15 protein-coding genes, 1 pseudogene and 1 riboswitch are annotated in these 16,045 nt (G+C 70.9%); of the genes and pseudogenes, 7 read left to right on the top strand and 9 right to left on the bottom strand.

Annotation, left to right across the window (positions count from 1 at the left end):
• The first annotated feature begins 139 nt into the window (after nt 1-139).
• The gene (locus tag ACIBAI_RS12685; RefSeq protein WP_399033551.1) at nt 140-1,348 is read left to right on the top strand and encodes an MFS transporter; all 1,209 of its coding nucleotides are present in this window, start codon (nt 140-142) and stop codon (nt 1,346-1,348) included.
• Nucleotides 1,349-1,573: 225 nt separating this feature from the next.
• Complete coding sequence (locus ACIBAI_RS12680; RefSeq protein WP_399033549.1) at nt 1,574-1,996, top strand: heme-binding protein; 423 nt, start codon at nt 1,574-1,576, stop codon at nt 1,994-1,996.
• Between the two features lie 87 nt (nt 1,997-2,083).
• On the opposite strand, the gene ACIBAI_RS12675 is transcribed toward ACIBAI_RS12680, so the two are convergent.
• The 6 genes from ACIBAI_RS12675 to ACIBAI_RS12650 form a co-directional block, all read right to left on the bottom strand.
• A complete protein-coding gene (locus ACIBAI_RS12675) occupies nt 2,084-2,950 on the bottom strand; it encodes a GNAT family N-acetyltransferase (RefSeq protein ID WP_399033547.1) in 867 nt (288 codons plus the stop codon).
• Between the two features lie 570 nt (nt 2,951-3,520).
• Complete coding sequence (locus ACIBAI_RS12670; RefSeq protein WP_399033545.1) at nt 3,521-4,003, bottom strand: NUDIX domain-containing protein; 483 nt, start codon at nt 4,001-4,003, stop codon at nt 3,521-3,523.
• Nucleotides 4,004-4,090: 87 nt separating this feature from the next.
• The gene (locus tag ACIBAI_RS12665; RefSeq protein ID WP_399033543.1) at nt 4,091-4,996 is read right to left on the bottom strand and encodes a LysR family transcriptional regulator; all 906 of its coding nucleotides are present in this window, start codon (nt 4,994-4,996) and stop codon (nt 4,091-4,093) included.
• Between the two features lie 217 nt (nt 4,997-5,213).
• Nucleotides 5,214-6,377, bottom strand: coding sequence for a cystathionine gamma-lyase (locus ACIBAI_RS12660; RefSeq protein ID WP_399033541.1), 1,164 nt, complete (start codon nt 6,375-6,377; stop codon nt 5,214-5,216).
• Entirely contained in the window at nt 6,374-6,868 is a 495-nt protein-coding gene (locus ACIBAI_RS12655; protein WP_399033540.1) for a low molecular weight protein-tyrosine-phosphatase, read from the bottom strand. The genes ACIBAI_RS12660 and ACIBAI_RS12655 overlap by 4 nt, the downstream gene beginning before the upstream one ends.
• 5 nt (nt 6,869-6,873) lie before the next feature.
• On the bottom strand, nt 6,874-7,251 hold the full coding sequence (locus ACIBAI_RS12650; protein WP_344600705.1) for a phage holin family protein: 378 nt from the start codon (nt 7,249-7,251) through the stop codon (nt 6,874-6,876).
• Nucleotides 7,252-7,310: 59 nt separating this feature from the next.
• On the opposite strand from ACIBAI_RS12650, the gene ACIBAI_RS12645 reads away from it, so the two are divergent.
• From ACIBAI_RS12645 to ACIBAI_RS12630, 4 genes are all read left to right on the top strand, one after another.
• A complete protein-coding gene (locus ACIBAI_RS12645; protein WP_344600707.1) occupies nt 7,311-7,628 on the top strand; it encodes a cupin domain-containing protein in 318 nt (105 codons plus the stop codon).
• A 172-nt stretch (nt 7,629-7,800) separates the two neighbouring features.
• Nucleotides 7,801-8,013, top strand: coding sequence for a DUF5326 family protein (locus tag ACIBAI_RS12640; protein ID WP_399033537.1), 213 nt, complete (start codon nt 7,801-7,803; stop codon nt 8,011-8,013).
• Between the two features lie 328 nt (nt 8,014-8,341).
• A complete protein-coding gene (locus tag ACIBAI_RS12635; RefSeq protein WP_399033965.1) occupies nt 8,342-9,076 on the top strand; it encodes an IclR family transcriptional regulator in 735 nt (244 codons plus the stop codon).
• A 97-nt stretch (nt 9,077-9,173) separates the two neighbouring features.
• Nucleotides 9,174-9,611: an SsgA family sporulation/cell division regulator gene (locus tag ACIBAI_RS12630; protein WP_344600711.1), complete on the top strand. Its 438-nt coding sequence runs from the start codon at nt 9,174-9,176 to the stop codon at nt 9,609-9,611.
• A gap of 174 nt (nt 9,612-9,785) precedes the next feature.
• Here ACIBAI_RS12630 and ACIBAI_RS12625 read toward each other — a convergent pair whose 3' ends face one another.
• Nucleotides 9,786-11,375 (bottom strand): YibE/F family protein, encoded by a 1,590-nt coding sequence (locus ACIBAI_RS12625; RefSeq protein ID WP_399033534.1) that lies wholly within the window; start codon nt 11,373-11,375, stop codon nt 9,786-9,788.
• A gap of 71 nt (nt 11,376-11,446) precedes the next feature.
• Nucleotides 11,447-11,636, top strand: a riboswitch (TPP riboswitch).
• Here ACIBAI_RS12625 and thiC point away from each other — a divergent pair.
• Nucleotides 11,629-13,437, top strand: coding sequence for a phosphomethylpyrimidine synthase ThiC (thiC, locus tag ACIBAI_RS12620; protein WP_399033532.1), 1,809 nt, complete (start codon nt 11,629-11,631; stop codon nt 13,435-13,437). Its footprint overlaps the riboswitch before it by 8 nt.
• A 299-nt stretch (nt 13,438-13,736) precedes the next feature.
• On the opposite strand, the pseudogene ACIBAI_RS12615 reads toward thiC, so the two are convergent.
• A pseudogene (locus ACIBAI_RS12615) lies at nt 13,737-14,598 on the bottom strand (hypothetical protein).
• A 193-nt stretch (nt 14,599-14,791) separates the two neighbouring features.
• Nucleotides 14,792-15,904: a metallophosphoesterase gene (locus ACIBAI_RS12610; protein ID WP_399033530.1), complete on the bottom strand. Its 1,113-nt coding sequence runs from the start codon at nt 15,902-15,904 to the stop codon at nt 14,792-14,794.
• Nucleotides 15,905-16,045 lie beyond the last annotated feature (141 nt).

The raw sequence follows: 16,045 nt of genomic DNA, 5'->3' as shown, positions 1-16,045 counted from the left end.
GCGTTTCCTCCGTCCCGGGGCAGCTGATACCAGGATAGAGCAGGGGCGCAATAGTCTGTGGTTGCATGTATCCCGCGTCTGCAACTATTGTTGGCGCAGCAAAAGAGCTACTGCAATCGTTTGGGAAGGTGTACCCCCTATGCCTCTCGCGCTTCTGGCCCTCGCGATCGGGGCCTTCGGGATCGGAACGACCGAGTTCGTGATCATGGGCTTGCTGCCCGAGGTCGCGGGTGACTTCGGGGTCTCCATTCCCACTGCCGGCTTCCTGGTGACCGGTTATGCGCTCGGCGTCATGTTCGGTGCCCCGCTGATGACCGTGCTCGGCACCAAGATCTCCCGCAAGCGGATGCTGATGCTGCTGATGGGTCTGTTCATCGCGGGCAATCTGCTGTCCGCCCTCGCCCCGGCCTTCGCCGTCATGCTGATCGGCCGCGTGGTCGCCTCCCTCGCCCACGGCGCCTTCTTCGGCATCGGCTCGGTCGTCGCGGCCGAGCTGGTCGCCCCGGACAAGAAGGCCGGCGCGATCGCCATGATGTTCACCGGCCTGACCGTCGCCAATGTCGTCGGTGTGCCGCTGGGCACGCTCGTCGGACAGTCCGTCGGCTGGCGCGTCACCTTCGGCATCGTCGCGGCCCTCGGCGTCATCGGCCTGGCGGGCATCGCCAAGCTGGTCCCCGACATGCCCAAGCCGGAGGGCGTGCGACTGCGGCACGAACTGGCCGCCTTCAAGAACGTCCAGGTCCTGCTGGCCATGGCGATGACCGTGCTCGGCTTCGGTGGTGTCTTCGCGGCCATCACCTACATCGCGCCGATGATGACCCACGTCGCCGGCTTCGCCGACGGCTCGGTCACCTGGCTGCTGGTCCTCTTCGGGCTCGGCATGGTCGGCGGCAACCTCGTCGGCGGCCGGTTCGCCGACCGTGCCCTGATGCCCATGCTGTACGTCTCCCTCGGCGCCCTCGCCCTCGTGCTCGCGCTCTTCACCGTCACCGCACACGACAAGATCGCGTCAGCCGTGTCCATCGCGCTGATCGGCGCCCTCGGCTTCGCCACCGTCCCGCCGCTGCAGAAGCGCGTCCTCGACCAGGCGCACGGTGCCCCGACGCTGGCCTCGGCCGTGAACATCGGCGCCTTCAACCTCGGCAACGCGCTGTCCGCCTGGCTCGGCGGCCTCGTCATCGCCGCCGGTCTCGGCTACACCGCCCCGAACTGGGTCGGTGCCGTCCTCGCCGCGGCCGCGCTGGTCCTGGCCGTCCTCTCGGCCGCTCTCGAACGGCGCGACAACGCACCCGGCGCGGTCGTCGCGGGTTCCGTGCCCGCCGACCAGCGGACCGTGGTCCACCACTGAGCCCGGGGCCGTCTTCCACCCGGACCCCAGCCACCGCTGGAGCAGGACCGCATCCGGTACCGGGCCGCGGAACCGGCTCCGGTACCGGGCCGCGGCACCGGTCCCACTGGACACCGGGCTGACGGGCGCGAGGCCAGGGCCGTCCCCGCGTCCGGCAGCCGGGCACCGCCTCGACATCCGGCGAGGCACAGCACCATCACGTATCGATCAAGGAGAGAACCTCCCATGAGCACCACTACCGCCGTCGCCCCGCTGACGATCCAGGACGCCGAGATCCTCGTCACCGCGGCCCGCCGTGCCGCCGAGGCCGCCGGAGTCCCGGTCAGTGTCACCGTCCTGGACGCCGGGGGCCACCTGCTCGCCTTCCGGCGGGACGACCGGGCGGTGCTGATCTCCGGGGAGACCAGCACCCGCAAGGCCTACACGGCACTCCAGCTGGACGCGCCCACCGCCGATCTCGTCGACGCGGTGCAGCCGGGCGGCCTCTTCCACACCCTGCCCACCGCGCTCGACCGGCCGCTGCTCTTCATCGCGGGTGGCGTGCCGGTCCACCGTGACGGCCGGCTGATCGGCGCGATCGGTGTCGGCGGTGGCGCTCCGGAGCAGGACCACGCCTTCGCCGGGGCCGCCGTGGAGGCCCTGGCCTGACGCCACTCGCGTTCCCGCGCACGCCGGTTCCCGACCGCCCTCGGGAACCGGCGTCGTCGTACGCGGCGAACGGCAGGCTCCGGGGTGTCAGCCCGCGGCCACCGTCAGGGGAGCGAACCGCCGGGTCCAGTCCCCGGGCAGCTCCGTGATGCCGTAGGTCATGACCGTGTTGAAGGCGACGGACCCCAGGCCGCGTTCCTTCGCCCAGCTCAGCAGTTCCTCGTGCCGTACGTCGATGTCGGTGCGCAACGGACGGTCGGTATGGGCGGCGAGCGAGGCGAGCAGCGCCTTCGCCGTCTCCGTGTCGCGGGCGATCAGCGGCCCCACGACATGTGTGTCCATGTTGGGCCAGGCGGCCGCGTATCCGGTGATCCGGCCTCGGTCCTCGGCGACGCGCAACTGATCGGCGAAGGCGGGCAGTCGCGTGATGATGTGCGTGCGATCGACACCGAACACTTCCTCGTCGAGCCGGAGGATCGCGGGAAGATCCTCCGCGGTGGCCGCCCGTGTGGCGGTCCGGGGCGTCGGCTCCTCGGGTGTGAAGTGCCCGCGCAGCATTTCCGCCCGGCCGGTGACCTTGAAGCCGAGCTCCTCGTAGAGCGGCCGCCCGTACGGTGTCGAGTGCAGGGTCAGCGGTGTGGCGCCCATGGCCGCGACGACCTGGCGTATCAGCCGGCGTCCCACACCCTGACGGGCATGCCGTTCGGCGACCAGTACCATCCCGACGGCCGCGAGGGCGGGGTGCTCCTGCGGCCCGTACTCGGTGACCACACAGGCGCCGACGAGGCCCCCGTCGGGGTCGTCGATGCCGTAGCCCTTCCCGGCCGTGAGGAGGAAGCTGCATTTGTGCTCCTCACGCGGCCACCCCCGGTTCTCGGACAAGTCGGCGCAGGCGGCGAGATCGCGAAGCGTCAGACGGCGAATGGGCAGAGAGGTGAGGGAAGGAGTCGGCACGCAGGTCAGGCTGTCCGAAGAGAGCCCTTGGCGTCCACCTGTTTCACACGAGACATACGGCCTTTTGGCCATGCCGTGGCCGGACGTACAGCGTGCGGACAGATGCCGGGTGTTTCACGTGAAACGTCGAGGAACGACCGGTGTCCGGCGGTCTCCTTCCTGCGGCTCGGACCGGAGGCAGCCTCGGGGTGCCAGGAGGACAGCCGTATGTCCCTGACGGAGTGGGGAGCGCCCGGCAGCCGACGGACCTGATGATTCGTGTCGCGCCGGTACAGGTGGCCCGGGCAGGGGTTTGTGCGTGAGGCAACGGACGGTACGGCCGATCCCGGTAGGGGGCCGGGGTGGGATGCGCACAGCCCGTACGGGCCAGGAGCAGGAACCGTGCAGCTTCAGGGGCGGAGGGAGTGAGGGTTCACACTCCCGGTCGCGCGGTGGGGCGTCCCCCGTGGAACGGGGTTTCCGGCGAAGGCGCTGCGGCCGTGCCGCACCCGTCTCCCCTGCTCGCGGGCGGCGGGTCCACGCCGCGCGGGAAACCGGCCGCGAAGCCGAGCGCTGCCTCCCGGTCGGTGGTCAGCCCAGATCAGGGGCGTGCATGGCCCGCACACCCTCGATGTTGCCGTCCAGGTAGTGCCGCAGCGACAGCGGCACGAGGTGGACGGAGGCGATGCCGACCCGGGTGAAGGGCACCCGTACGATCTCGTACTCGCCGACGGGCTGGTCGACCTCGGGGCCGTGCCGCAGGGAGGGGTCCATGGACTCCAGGCGGCAGACGAAGAAGTGCTGCACCTTGACTCCGGTCGCGCCGCCGTCCTCGCCGATGTGCTCCACGGTGTCCACGAAGCAGGGGACCACGTCGGTGATCTTGGCGCCGAGTTCCTCGTACACCTCGCGGTGCAGGGCGTGAACGACGGTCGGATCCCCCGGCTCGACCCCGCCCCCGGGGGTGACCCAGTAGGGATCCAGGCCAGGCTTGGTGCGCTTGATCAGGATCAGGTCGTCGCCGTCCAGAAGAACGGCGCGGGCGGTGCGCTTGACCACGGGTCGGACGGTCATGGGTGAAATGTGGCCCGGCTGGTTCCACGTGAAACATCGCGAAACGTCACCGACCGGGCCCTCGCGGTGAGGCCGCCCCCGTCTGGCTCAGCACCAGTCGGCGGCCGCGCGCCGCAGCCACTCATGGGCTCGCGCGATGTGCGGCATCGCCAGCGTGCCGGTGCGCACCACCAGGAAGTACGTTCGCAGCGGCGGTACCGCCGGCTCGTGCAGGGCGACGACGTCCCCGCGCTCCAGAGCGGCCGCACACAGATAGCGGGGCAGCACCGCGAGCCCGGCGCCGACGATCGCGCAGGCGAGCACCGCGCGCAGGTCGGGGACGATGACGGTGCCCGGAGCGGCGGGGCGGGAGTCGAAGACGGACGCCCAGTAGCGGGAGACGAGGGGCAGGGACTCGTGCACCTCGATCACCGGAATGTGTTCCAGAGCGGGCGCTTCGTCGCTGCGCGGCTTCCCGGGGCCGTTCTGCTTGGTCCAGCGCGGGGCGGCGACCAGCACATGCTCCTCGTCACAGAGCGGAGTCGCCGAAAGCAGCGCGCCACGTGGCCGGGCCGTACTGATGACCAGGTCGTGATGCCCGGCGGCCAGCCCCTCCAGGGTCTCCTCGGCGTTGCCGAAGGAGACGCGCAGGGCGAAGCCCTGTCCGTCCTGACCGGTGAGCTCGGTGAGCGCGGGCAGCGCGCGTTCGGCGGTGAACTCGGGAGGCCCGGCGAGATGCAGCGTCCGTAAGGAGGAGTCGTCGTCGAGCCCGCTCTGGGCGATCTCCGCCAGGGCGTCGAGATGGGGGGCGGCCTTGTGGGCGAGTTCGTCGCCGATGGTCGTCGGCGTCACACCGCGGGCCTGCCGCAGGAACAGGGGTCGGCCCAGTTGCCGTTCCAGCGTGCGGATCTGTGAGGTGACGGCCGGCTGGGAGAGGCCGAGCAGGGCGGCGGCGCGAGTGAAGGAACCGGCCCGGTGCACGGTCACGAAGGTGCGCAGCAAGGCCAGATCCACGAAAACGACCTCCCCCTTCGGTGCTTCTGCCTCAGCTCTCCGGCCCGCGCCCAACTATAAATATGTCGATAGGCCTCTGTCCCTACGGTGATTGGACACTGACACAGAGTCAACTAGCCTTGGTGAAGCGGTTCTTCGCGCGCAGAACCGGGGACGGTCCGAGCCACGAGGGGGGAGGCTCGGACCGTCCGCCATGAGGACGGGAGCGATCCGGCGGTCAGTCCGCCGACTCGTCCAGTGCGCGCAGCAGGTCCGCCACCAGGTCCTCGGGGTCCTCGGCACCCACCGAGAGCCGGATGAAGCCCTCCGGCACCGCGTCGCCGCCCCAGCGTCCGCGCCGTTCGGCCGTGGACCGCACCCCGCCGAAGCTGGTCGCGTCGTCCACGAGGCGCAGCGCGTCGAGGAAGCGGTCGGCACGCGCGCGCGTGGGCAGGGTGAAGGACACCACGCACCCGTAGCGCCGCATCTGCTGCGAGGCCACCTTGTGCGAGGGGTCCTCGGGCAGCCCCGGATAGCGCAGCCCGGTCACCTCGGGCCGTGCGCGCAGGGCCCGGGCGACGACCAGGGCGTTGGCGTTCTGCCGTTCGGCGCGCAGCTGGAGGGTGGCGATCGAGCGGTGCGCGAGCCAGGCCTCCATGGGTCCCGGAATCGCCCCGACGATCTTGCGCCAGCGTCGTACGGCCGCCATGGCCTCGGCGTCGCGGCCGGTGACGTAGCCCAGCAGGATGTCGCCGTGGCCGGTGAGCTGCTTGGTGCCGCTGGCCACGGAGAAGTCCGCGCCGAGCTCCAGGGGACGCTGCCCGAGCGGCGTGGCGAGAGTGTTGTCGACGGCGACCAGGGCGCCCCGCGCGTGCGCCGCCTCGGCGAGCCGCCGTACGTCGCACACGTCCAGTCCGGGGTTCGAGGGCGTCTCGATCCACAGCAGCTTCGCGCCGTCGAGGACGTCGAGCTGGGCGTCACCGCCGGTCGGCGCCGTGCGCACCTCGACGCCGTACGCCTCCAGCTGGGCGCGCACCAGCGGCAGCACCTGGTAGCCGTCGGCGGGCAGCACGACCGTGTCCCCGGCGCGCAGCTGCGAGAAGAGCACCGAGGAGATCGCCGCCATGCCGGAGGCGAACACGAGCGTCTCGACGCCGTCCTGCCCGGGCGCCTCCAGCTCGCCGATGGCACGCTCCAGCAGGGTCCAGGTCGGATTCTCGTCGCGGCCGTAGGTGTACGGGCCGGTGGGGTCGCCCGGCAGGTGGAAGTGGGCGGCGAACACGGGGCCGGGCAGGGTCGGCTCGTGCTTCACCGGCTCGGGCAGCCCCGCCCGTACCGCGCGTGTGCCGTCACCGGCGCCCAGGAACCCGCTGTCTCCGTCGTCCGTAGCGGAATCGCTCATGCCGCCCGTCCTTCCACTTGCTCGCGTATCGCGGCGAGCAGTCCGCTGCTCGCCTCCTCCACCATCTCAAGACACTCGTCGAAGCCTTCACGGCCCCCGTAGTAAGGATCCGGCACGTCGAGGTCGTGGCCGGGCGACGGGCGGGCGTAGGACCGCAGCAGCCGCACCTTCTCCGCGTCCTGCTCCGTGGGCGCGAGGCGGCGCAGGGCCCTGAGGTGGCCGGAGTCGAGGGCGACGACGAGGTCGAGGCGGGAGAACCAGGACGGCTGGAACTGCCGGGCCGTGTGGTCGATGGCGTAGCCGTTCTCCTCCAGGACGGCCACGGTACGCGGATCGGCGCCCTCACCCTCGTGCCAGCCGCCCGTACCGGCGCTGTCGACCTCGACCAGGGCGTCGAGCCCGGCCTCCGCCACCCGCGCGCGGAAGACGGCCTCGGCCATCGGGGAACGGCAGATGTTGCCGGTGCAGACGAAGCAGACGCGGTAGGTCATCGGTATCAGTCCTTGTCGGGCAGGACGACGTGGAGGGCCCAGGAGACGATCGAGATGATCAGGCCGCCCACGACGGCGGTCCAGAACCCCTCGACGTGGAAGCTCAGGTCGAGCTTGTCGGCCAGCCACGAGGTCAGCAGCAGCATCAGCGCGTTCACCACCAGGGTGAACAGGCCCAGCGTCAGGACGAGCAGCGGCAGGCTCAGCAGCCGCACGACCGGCTTGACCAGGAAGTTCACCAGACCGAAGAGCAGCGCGACGAGGATCAGCGTACCGGCCTTCCTGCCCGTGCCGTCCCCGGTCAGGGTGATCTTGTCGAGCAGCCAGACGGCGACCGCCAGCGCACCGGCGTTGGCGATCGTCTTGACTACGAAATTCATCATGTGTCTGATCGTGGCAGACCAGGATCGGTACGAGCAGTGAGGCGAGGGCGGACGAGGCGATGAAGGCATTCCGGCTGGACGAACTGGAGGCGGAGCGCGCCGCCAACGACGGGGCGTATCTCCAGTTCCTGCGGGAGCGGAACATGTCGGTCGGCCTGTACGCCCTCGACGCGGGCGAGCACGATCCGCAGAAGCCGCACGAGCAGGACGAGGTGTACTTCGTCGTGAGCGGCCGGGCCTCGCTCACCGTCGGCCTGGAGACCACCCAGGTGGCGCGTGGCAGCGTGGTGTACGTGCCGGCCGGGGTCGCCCACAAGTTCCACCACATCAGCGAGGACCTGCGGGTGCTCGTCGTGTTCTCCCCGCCCGAGGGCTGAGCCGCCCCTCGGATTCCCTAGGGGACCGGTCAGGGGAGGACAAGGGATGCGAGGTCCCCGGCCGGCGCCCTGCCGGCCCTAGCATCGGGTGCAGGAAGCAGCGGAACCGCCGAGCTTCGGAAACACCGACACAACCCGGCACAGCACGGGCGGAGAGGTAAGGACGAGGGCGATGCGAGAGATCTTCGCGGGACTGCCGTGGTGGGTGAAGTGGATCGCGGTGCCGCTCATCGCCCTGCTCGTGTTCGGCGGGCTGATCGTCAGCGTGGTCGGCTTCGTGGTCAAACTGCTGTTCAAGCTGCTGCTCTTCGTGGCCCTGGTCGGCGGTCTGATCTACGTCGTACGCAAGTTCACGTCGAGTTCCTCGTCGCGCGGCGACTGGTGAGCCGTGGGGGAGCCGGTGACGGGCGTCGCCGGTTCCCTCGGCCGGGGGAAGTTTCCGGAGCGAGCCGTATGCGAATGGTGACGGACGGTTAGAGTCCGGAAATCCACGCGGGGGTCCCCCACCCCTCGCGGGCGGCGTACACCCCTACCCGTGTTCTCCGCACGGGCCGGCTCCTCGCGCTCGGGAGTGCCCCTTGGCCACCGCTCACCTCGCACCCGCAGAACCCCACACCCCCCACACGTCCCCCCGGACCCCGGCCTCCTCCCGGGGAGACCGGGCCCGGCACTCCGAGCGGCCCGCGTCCCCCGCGCCGCCCCCGGGAACCCTCATCGGATCCGTCCAGCGCGCGATGCGTCTCCTGGAGCGCGTCGCCGAGCACCCGCACGGGGCCCCCGCCAAGCAGCTGGCCCGCGAGACCGGGCTGGCGCTGCCCACCGCCTACCACTTGCTGCGCACCCTCGTGCACGAGGGCTATCTGCACCGTGAGAAGGGGCTGTTCTTCCTCGGCGAGGCGGCCGTACGGCTGGGCGGCAGCGCGGCTCGGCAGAAACGTCGCAGCACGGTCGCGGACACGCTCGCCGAGTGGCGGGATGTGATCGGCGTGCCCCTGTACTACGCGATGTACCGGGACGGCGAGATCGAGGTCGTGTGCGTCTCCGACACTCCGGGCAATCCGGCCGTCGAGGAGTGGGCGGACTTCCGTGAGACCGGGCACGCGCACGCCGTCGGACAGTGCCTGCTGGCGCAGCTGGACGAGGAGACGCGCCGCGACCACCTCGACCGCCATCCGGTGCGTCCCCTCACGCCGTACACGGTGCGTGATGAAAGCACTCTGCTGAAGCGCCTGGAGCAGCTGAGGCGTATGGAACCAGTGATCGAACGACAGGAGTACGCCTTGGGAACGGTGTGCGCCGCGGTCCCGGTCACGGTCGGCGCCACGGCCGCCACCCTCGCCCTCTCCCTCCCCGTTCACCAGGCGGAACGCCTGATGCCAGCGGTGCGGCAGTTGCAGCAGGAGATGGGGCGGCTGCTGGGGTCGCTCACCCTCTCTATCAGTATCTGAAAACTCACTCCTTGTGATCTGGTGTGCACGTTCAGCAAGATGCACAAGTATCAGAGGTTGATTCCCGGCCAGTCGACGGCGAATGACGGGGTAGGCAATGCAAGAGTCCGTGCAGGCAGAGGTCATGATGAGCTTTCTCGTCTCCGAGGAGCTCTCTTTCCGCATCCCGGTGGAGTTGCGGTACGAGACCTGTGATCCCTACGCCGTGCGGCTGACCTTTCACCTGCCCGGCGACGCCCCGGTGACCTGGGCTTTCGGGCGAGAACTGCTGATCGACGGAGTGGGCCGGCCGTGCGGGGACGGCGATGTGCGCATTTCGCCCGTCGAACCCGAGCCGCTGAGCGAGGTCCTGATCCGGCTTCAGGTCGGCAGCGACCAGGCGCTGTTCCGCTCCTCCGCGGCGCCTCTGGTCGCCTTCCTCGACCGTACCGACAAGCTGGTGCCACTGGGACAGGAAGGTTCCCTCGCCGACTTCGACGCCCACCTCGACGAGGCGCTGGACCGCATCCTGGCGGAGGAGCAGAGCGCGGGCTGAAGCGTCGCATCAGGCGCTACGACGTTGGCGTAACGCTTCGCCAGCCGGCGGCCGGGGCGGGAGCCGCCGGACGAGGGCGGGCAGGATCGATTCCCCGGACCCTGCGAGGTTTCCCGGACCCTGCGAGGCTCACCGGACCCCGGTGGAAAGCGCCGGTCCCCCCCGCCGCATGCGTCACCGCTTGCGGCGCCGCCCCCTGCCTCCGCTACGGGCCGGAGCCGGTACGGTCCCCGCCGTCTCCGGCCCGGGCCGGTCGGCCGAGACCACCAGGGCGGCGAGGGCGGTGGTGACCGGCACCGACGCCACCAGCCCGATCGAGCCGACCAGCGTCCGGACGATCTCCTCCGCGACCAGCTCACTGTTGGCGACCGTGCCCACGCTGCTCTGCGCGATCGAGAACAGCAGCAGCAGCGGCAGCGCGGCACCGGCGTACGCGAGGACGAGCGTGTTGACCACGGACGCGATGTGGTCGCGGCCGATGCGGATGCCCGCCCGGTACAGCCCGCGCCAGCCCATCGACGGGTTGGCCGCGTGCAGTTCCCACACCGCCGACGTCTGCGTGACCGTCACGTCGTCCAGGACGCCGAGCGAACCGATGATGACACCGGCCAGCAGCAGACCGCTCATGTCGATCGTCGGATAGAGGCCGTGGATCAGACCGGTGTTGTCGTCCGTGTTGCCGGTCAGCGCGGCCCAGCCGATGAAGAGCGAGCCCAGGACGCCGATCAGCAGCAGTGAGATCAGCGTGCCGAGCACCGCCACGGAGGTCCGGGCCGACAGGCCGTGGCACAGGTAGAGGGCGATCAGCATGATGGCGCTCGACCCGATCACCGCCACGACCAGCGGGTTCGAACCCTGCAGGATCGCCGGCAGCATGAACAGGTTCAGCACCAGGAAGCTGATGGCCAGCGCGACCAGCGCCATGACGCCCCGCAGCCGCCCGACGACCACGACGGCGAGCGCGAAGACGCCGGCGAGCAGCGTCATCGGCATCCGGCGGTTCACGTCCGCCACCGAGTACTGCAGGTCCTTCGGCGCGGAGGGCTCGTAGGCGACCACGACCTCCTGGCCCTCGTGCAGCTGCCGCGACTGGTCGGGCTGCACGATCTCGGTGAACGTACGACCCTTGTCCCTGCCGGTGTCGACCCGGATCGTCGCCCTCTTGCAGGTACCGGTCGCCTGCTGCTGGGCGGAGGAGCCCTCGGCGGTGGACGTGTCGCCGGTCGGAGTGGGGCCGGAGGCGTTGACGGACGCGCAGCTCACCTCCTCGACGGTCGTGACCGTGGCCTGCTGCGTCTGCCGGTCGAACCCGACCCCGGTGCGCTCGTGCGGTGGCGCGCCGCCCGGCCACAGCACCGCGAGCCCGACCAGCACCGCCGCGGCGAACGGGATGAGAACCGCAGCGATGACCTTGCGCAGATGCTTGGACACGGGCGCCGCCGGGCCGTGGCTGTGACCGTGCCCGTGCGAGTGGCCGTATCCGTCACCACCGGGGCCGTGCCCGCCACCGTCCCCGGGACCGTGTCCGTGGCCGCCGTCATGGCCGGGCCCGCCGCCGGCGGGCCCGGGGGCCGGACCGTGCGCGGGCCCAGTACCGAACCCCGGGTCGTACCCGTGTCCGCCACCGGGACCCGGGCCGCGGTTTCGGCCGCCGTGTCCGGTCCCGCCGGAAGCAGGGCTGTCTCCACGGCCGGTACCGTTTCCGGCGCCGTTGCCGCGGGGGGGTTCGGGCGGCGGGTAGGGGGGATGCTGCGTCGTGGTCACCGACCGATCATCGCAAGAACGAGGGGGGCCCTCTGTTCACCGCGCCCGAAGTGACGCTAGCGTGGAGGCACCTTTGTACACGCGGGAGCTCGGAGCACCGGGCTGAGAGGGCGCTGACCTCCGTCCCAGCGATGTTTCACATGAAACGTCACCGGAGTCGAGTGATGTTTCACACGGGACATCGCCGGACGGAAACCGCTGCGTCGACCGCCGAACCTGTTACCGGGTAATGCCGGCGTAGGGAGTAGGTCTCATGACCAACAAGGACGCACGCACGCCTGCCTCCATGCGGACCCAGGCCGGGGGACCGGCCGACGGACCGAGCAACGGGGAGGCCGGGAAGTCCATCGGCTGGCACAAGGCGTACATCGAGGGCTCACGCCCCGATCTGCGGGTGCCGGTCCGACAGGTGCACCTCACCAACGGGCAGTCGGTCACGCTGTACGACACGTCGGGCCCGTACACCGATCCACTCGTCGACACCGATGTCCGCAGGGGCCTGCCGCCGCTGCGGGAGAAATGGATCATCGCCCGCGGCGACACCGAGGAGTACGCGGGCCGTCCCGTCCGTCCCGAGGACGACGGGATCAAGCACACCTCGCCGCGCGGCGGCCTGCGCAACCTGGACGCGGTCTTCCCCGGACGGCCGCGGCAGCCGCGCCGCAGCCGTGACGGCCGGGCGGTCACGCAGCTCGCGTACGCGCGCCGGGGTGAGATCACACCGGAGATGGAGTTCGTGGCCCTCAGGGAGAACGTCTCCCCCGAGGTGGTCCGCGAGGAGATCGCGGCGGGCCGGGCGGTGTTGCCGGCGAACGTCAACCACCCGGAGATCGAGCCGATGATCATCGGCAAGCGGTTCCTGGTGAAGGTCAACGCCAATATCGGCAACTCGGCGGTGACCTCCTCCATCGAGGAGGAGGTCGAGAAGATGACCTGGGCGACCCGCTGGGGGGCCGACACGGTCATGGACCTGTCCACCGGCCGCAACATCCACACCACCCGCGAGTGGGTGCTGCGCAACTCCCCCGTCCCCATCGGCACGGTGCCGCTCTACCAGGCCCTGGAGAAGGTCGACGGCAAGGCCGAGGAGCTGACCTGGGAGATCTACAAGGACACCGTCATCGAGCAGGCCGAGCAGGGCGTGGACTACATGACGGTGCACGCGGGCGTGCGCCTGGCGTACGTGCCGTTGACGGCGAACCGCAAGACCGGCATCGTCTCGCGCGGCGGATCGATCATGGCCGCGTGGTGCCTGGCGCACCACAAGGAGTCGTTCCTGTACGAGCACTTCGAGGAGCTCTGCGAGATCCTCGCCGCCTACGACGTCACGTACTCCCTCGGCGACGGCCTGCGCCCCGGCTCGATCGCGGACGCCAACGACGAGGCCCAGTTCGCGGAGTTGAGGACGCTCGGGGAACTGAACCGGATCGCCAGGCGCTTCCACGTACAGACCATGATCGAGGGCCCGGGCCACGTCCCGATGCACAAGATCAAGGAGAACATCGACCTTCAGCAGGAGATCTGCGACGAAGCCCCGTTCTATACGCTCGGCCCGCTGACGACGGACGTCGCACCGGCGTACGACCACATCACCTCCGGCATCGGTGCCGCGATGATCGCCTGGTGGGGCACGGCGATGCTCTGCTACGTCACGCCCAAGGAGCATCTGGGCCTGCCCAACCGCGACGACGTCAAGACCGGCGTCATCACCTACAAGATCGCCGCTCACGCGGCCGACCTCGCCAAGGGGCACCCCGGTGCGCAGGAGTGGGACGACGCGCTGTCCGACGCCCGTTTCGAGTTCCGGTGGGAGGACCAGTTCAACCTCGCCCTGGACCCGGACACCGCGCGGGAGTTCCACGACGAGACCCTGCCGGCCGAGCCCGCCAAGACGGCCCACTTCTGCTCGATGTGCGGACCGAAGTTCTGCAGCATGAAGATCTCGCAGGACATCCGCCGCGAACACGGCGGCACGCGGGCCGAGATCGAGGAGGGCATGGCCCAGAAGTCGAAGGAGTTCGCGGCCGGGGGCAACCGGGTCTACCTGCCGATCGCGGACTGACCCGGCCGGGCGGGTGATCCGCTCCCGGATCCTGTTCCGCGATCCGGCGCTGGAATGATCCGGCGCCGTCCGGCCCGTGCCCACCAGGCACGGGCCGGACGGGCGGGGCGCGGCCGGAGACCGACGGGGCCGGCCGCGGTGACGGACGTGGAGCGACGACGCCGCCCGTGCCCCCGTCACCCGGCCCCGGACCGTCCCTGCGGACCCCGGCCTTTCCGCGGCGCGGCTTCGCGGTCGGCGTCGCGGTCGTCGCCGCGGCCGGCATGCCCGTCGCGAGCCGGGGAGCGCGGGCCCGCCCGCTACTCCGGCTTGTGTTCCGGTCCCCCGTGGTCCGGTCCCCCGTGGTCCGGGCTCGTGAAGCTCGGACGCGGGCTCGGGACACCGTCGTCGGGGCTGCTGAATCCCGGCCGGCCGTAGCCGAGGTGCGGGATGCGGCCGGCCGGCGCGGGCGGTGCCGCGGAGTGCGGCGCGACCGCCGTGCCCGGGGCGGCGAGCGCCTCCCGGAGGAACGGCAGCATGCCGCGTTCCAGCAGGGCATCGCGCCGGGCATTCCGGGCGCGGGCCACCTCCTCGCCGGGTCCGCCGGAGGGTCCGGCCTCGGCCGTCGGACGGTTGCGCAGCGCGGTGAGCAGCAGCCCCACGGCGGCGACGAGGATCGCGACCGCGGTCAGGGCGCCGAACACCCATCCGGTGGCGAGCATCGTCCGGGCGAACGCCTCCTCGGGGGCGAGCACCCGCAGGAGGCACCCCACGAACAGGAGGATCACCGCGGCGGTGCCGGCGAGGACGGGCACCAGAACCGCGACGACGGCGGCGACGCCCGCGCCGGCGGTCTCGGCGACCTCGCCCATGGTGGCGGCCGGTCCCACCGCGCTCGTCCCCGGCTCCGCGGAGCCGGATTCGCGCACGGACGACGCCGGCCGGCGCAGTTCCTCGCGGACCTTCACGTAGTGCCGGTACTCGGTCGCCACGGCCGCCGTGATGAGCGCGGTGGCGCCGAGCGCCATGACGCGCAGTCGTTCGAGGTCGAGGCGCTGTCCGGCAGCGGCCAGTTCCGGTCGGTGTGGCGCAAAGCGCAGCGCGCAGCGCCTCGTCGAGGATCCGCTCGTATTCCTGGCGGTCCTCGCTCAGCAGGTGCTGCGGAACGCTGTTCATCCGCATCCCCCGATGCTCCGTAGGGCTTGGGGCGCGCATGCCGACGAGCCGTCGGACAGAAACGGAGGGGAGCCTGCTACGGATACGCCGATGGTGGAGCGATGGCGGCTCGCGGTGACGGGGGGTCGACCGAGAATGCCCTCCGACCGGCGCGGTCGCTCGGCAGTCCGCCGGGGGAGGAATTGCGTCCGGTGAACGCTCAGATGTCCAGCGGCAGTTGCTGGACCAGCAGCTTTCCGGCCATCGTCACTCCGCCGTCCATGGCGATGGCGAGCCCGTCGGCGTAGACGTGCGGTCCCTGGACGACGGGACCGGCGCCGTCCTCGCCGTCTTCCGAGCCGACCTCGCCCAGCAGGTACGGGATGGGGCTGTGGCCGTGGACGATGCGGGTGCCGCCGTACGTGTCCAGCAGGGAGCGCACGGCGTCGGCGCCGCCCTCGTCACGGAAGGAGAACCGCTTGGTGAACTTGCGGAACAGGTCCCAGACCTCGTCCGCGTCGTTGCGGGTGAGCGTCTCGCGGACGGTGTCGTTGACCTCCTCGATCGAGCGGCCGTAGTCCAGGTAGGCGGTGGTGTCGGAGTGGACCAGCAGGTGGCCGTCGACCTCCTCCAGGGCGTCGAGCCGGGCCATCCACTGCAGGTGGTGGTCCTGGAGACGGTCCATGTCGGTCTTCTGGCCGCCGTTGAGCAGCCAGGCCGCCTGGAAGGTGGCGGTGCCCGCGCCGGAGTTGACGGGGGTGTCGCCGAACCGCTTGGCGCCGAGCAGCAGCAGTTCGTGGTTGCCCATCAGCGCCTTGCAGTAGCCGCCGGCCGCGGCGGCCTCGGCGGACAGCCGCATCACCAGGTCGATGACGCCGATGCCGTCCGGGCCGCGGTCGGTGAAGTCGCCGAGGAACCACAGCCGGGCGGTGCCCGCGCACCAGTGCCCCGCCGCGTCGATCAGGCCCTTCTCCTGAAGGGCGACGACCAGCTGGTCGAGGTAGCCGTGCACGTCGCCGACGACGTACAGCGGGCCCGGGCCGGTGGCCGGCTGCGGGACCGGCGCCGTCACCGGATCGACGGCCACCTGAAGCGTGTCACCCCGGTTGATGACGGGCAGGTCGCGCTGGGTGGGCGTGTACCCCTCCGGGTAGGCCTCCTCGGGCGGCGGCGGGGGGACGACGGGCGGCGGGGCGACCTCGCCCGGGTGCGTGCTGTGGACGTACGGACCGGTCTCGTGGACGTACGCGGGCACCCGGAAGTCGCGCAACGTCGCCGTCCGCTCCACCTCGGGTCCCTGACCGGCCCCCTGAGTCATCGACCCCTCCACCATCGCGCCGCATCTGCACCGCATCGGACTGCCTGGTCGCAGCGGCCCGCGGTGTCGTGGGCCCATCATAGGAATGCGGATCGCGCCATGTGATGACCCAGGGGTGGTGAATCGGAGCAGGAGTCCGGTTCACCGCGGCTTTCG

This window comes from Streptomyces sp. NPDC051041 (genome assembly GCF_044456065.1).
GTDB lineage: Bacteria > Actinomycetota > Actinomycetes > Streptomycetales > Streptomycetaceae > Streptomyces > Streptomyces glaucus.
The sequence above is the reverse complement of the archived record's forward strand: the minus strand, read 5'-3'. Positions and strand labels throughout refer to the sequence as shown.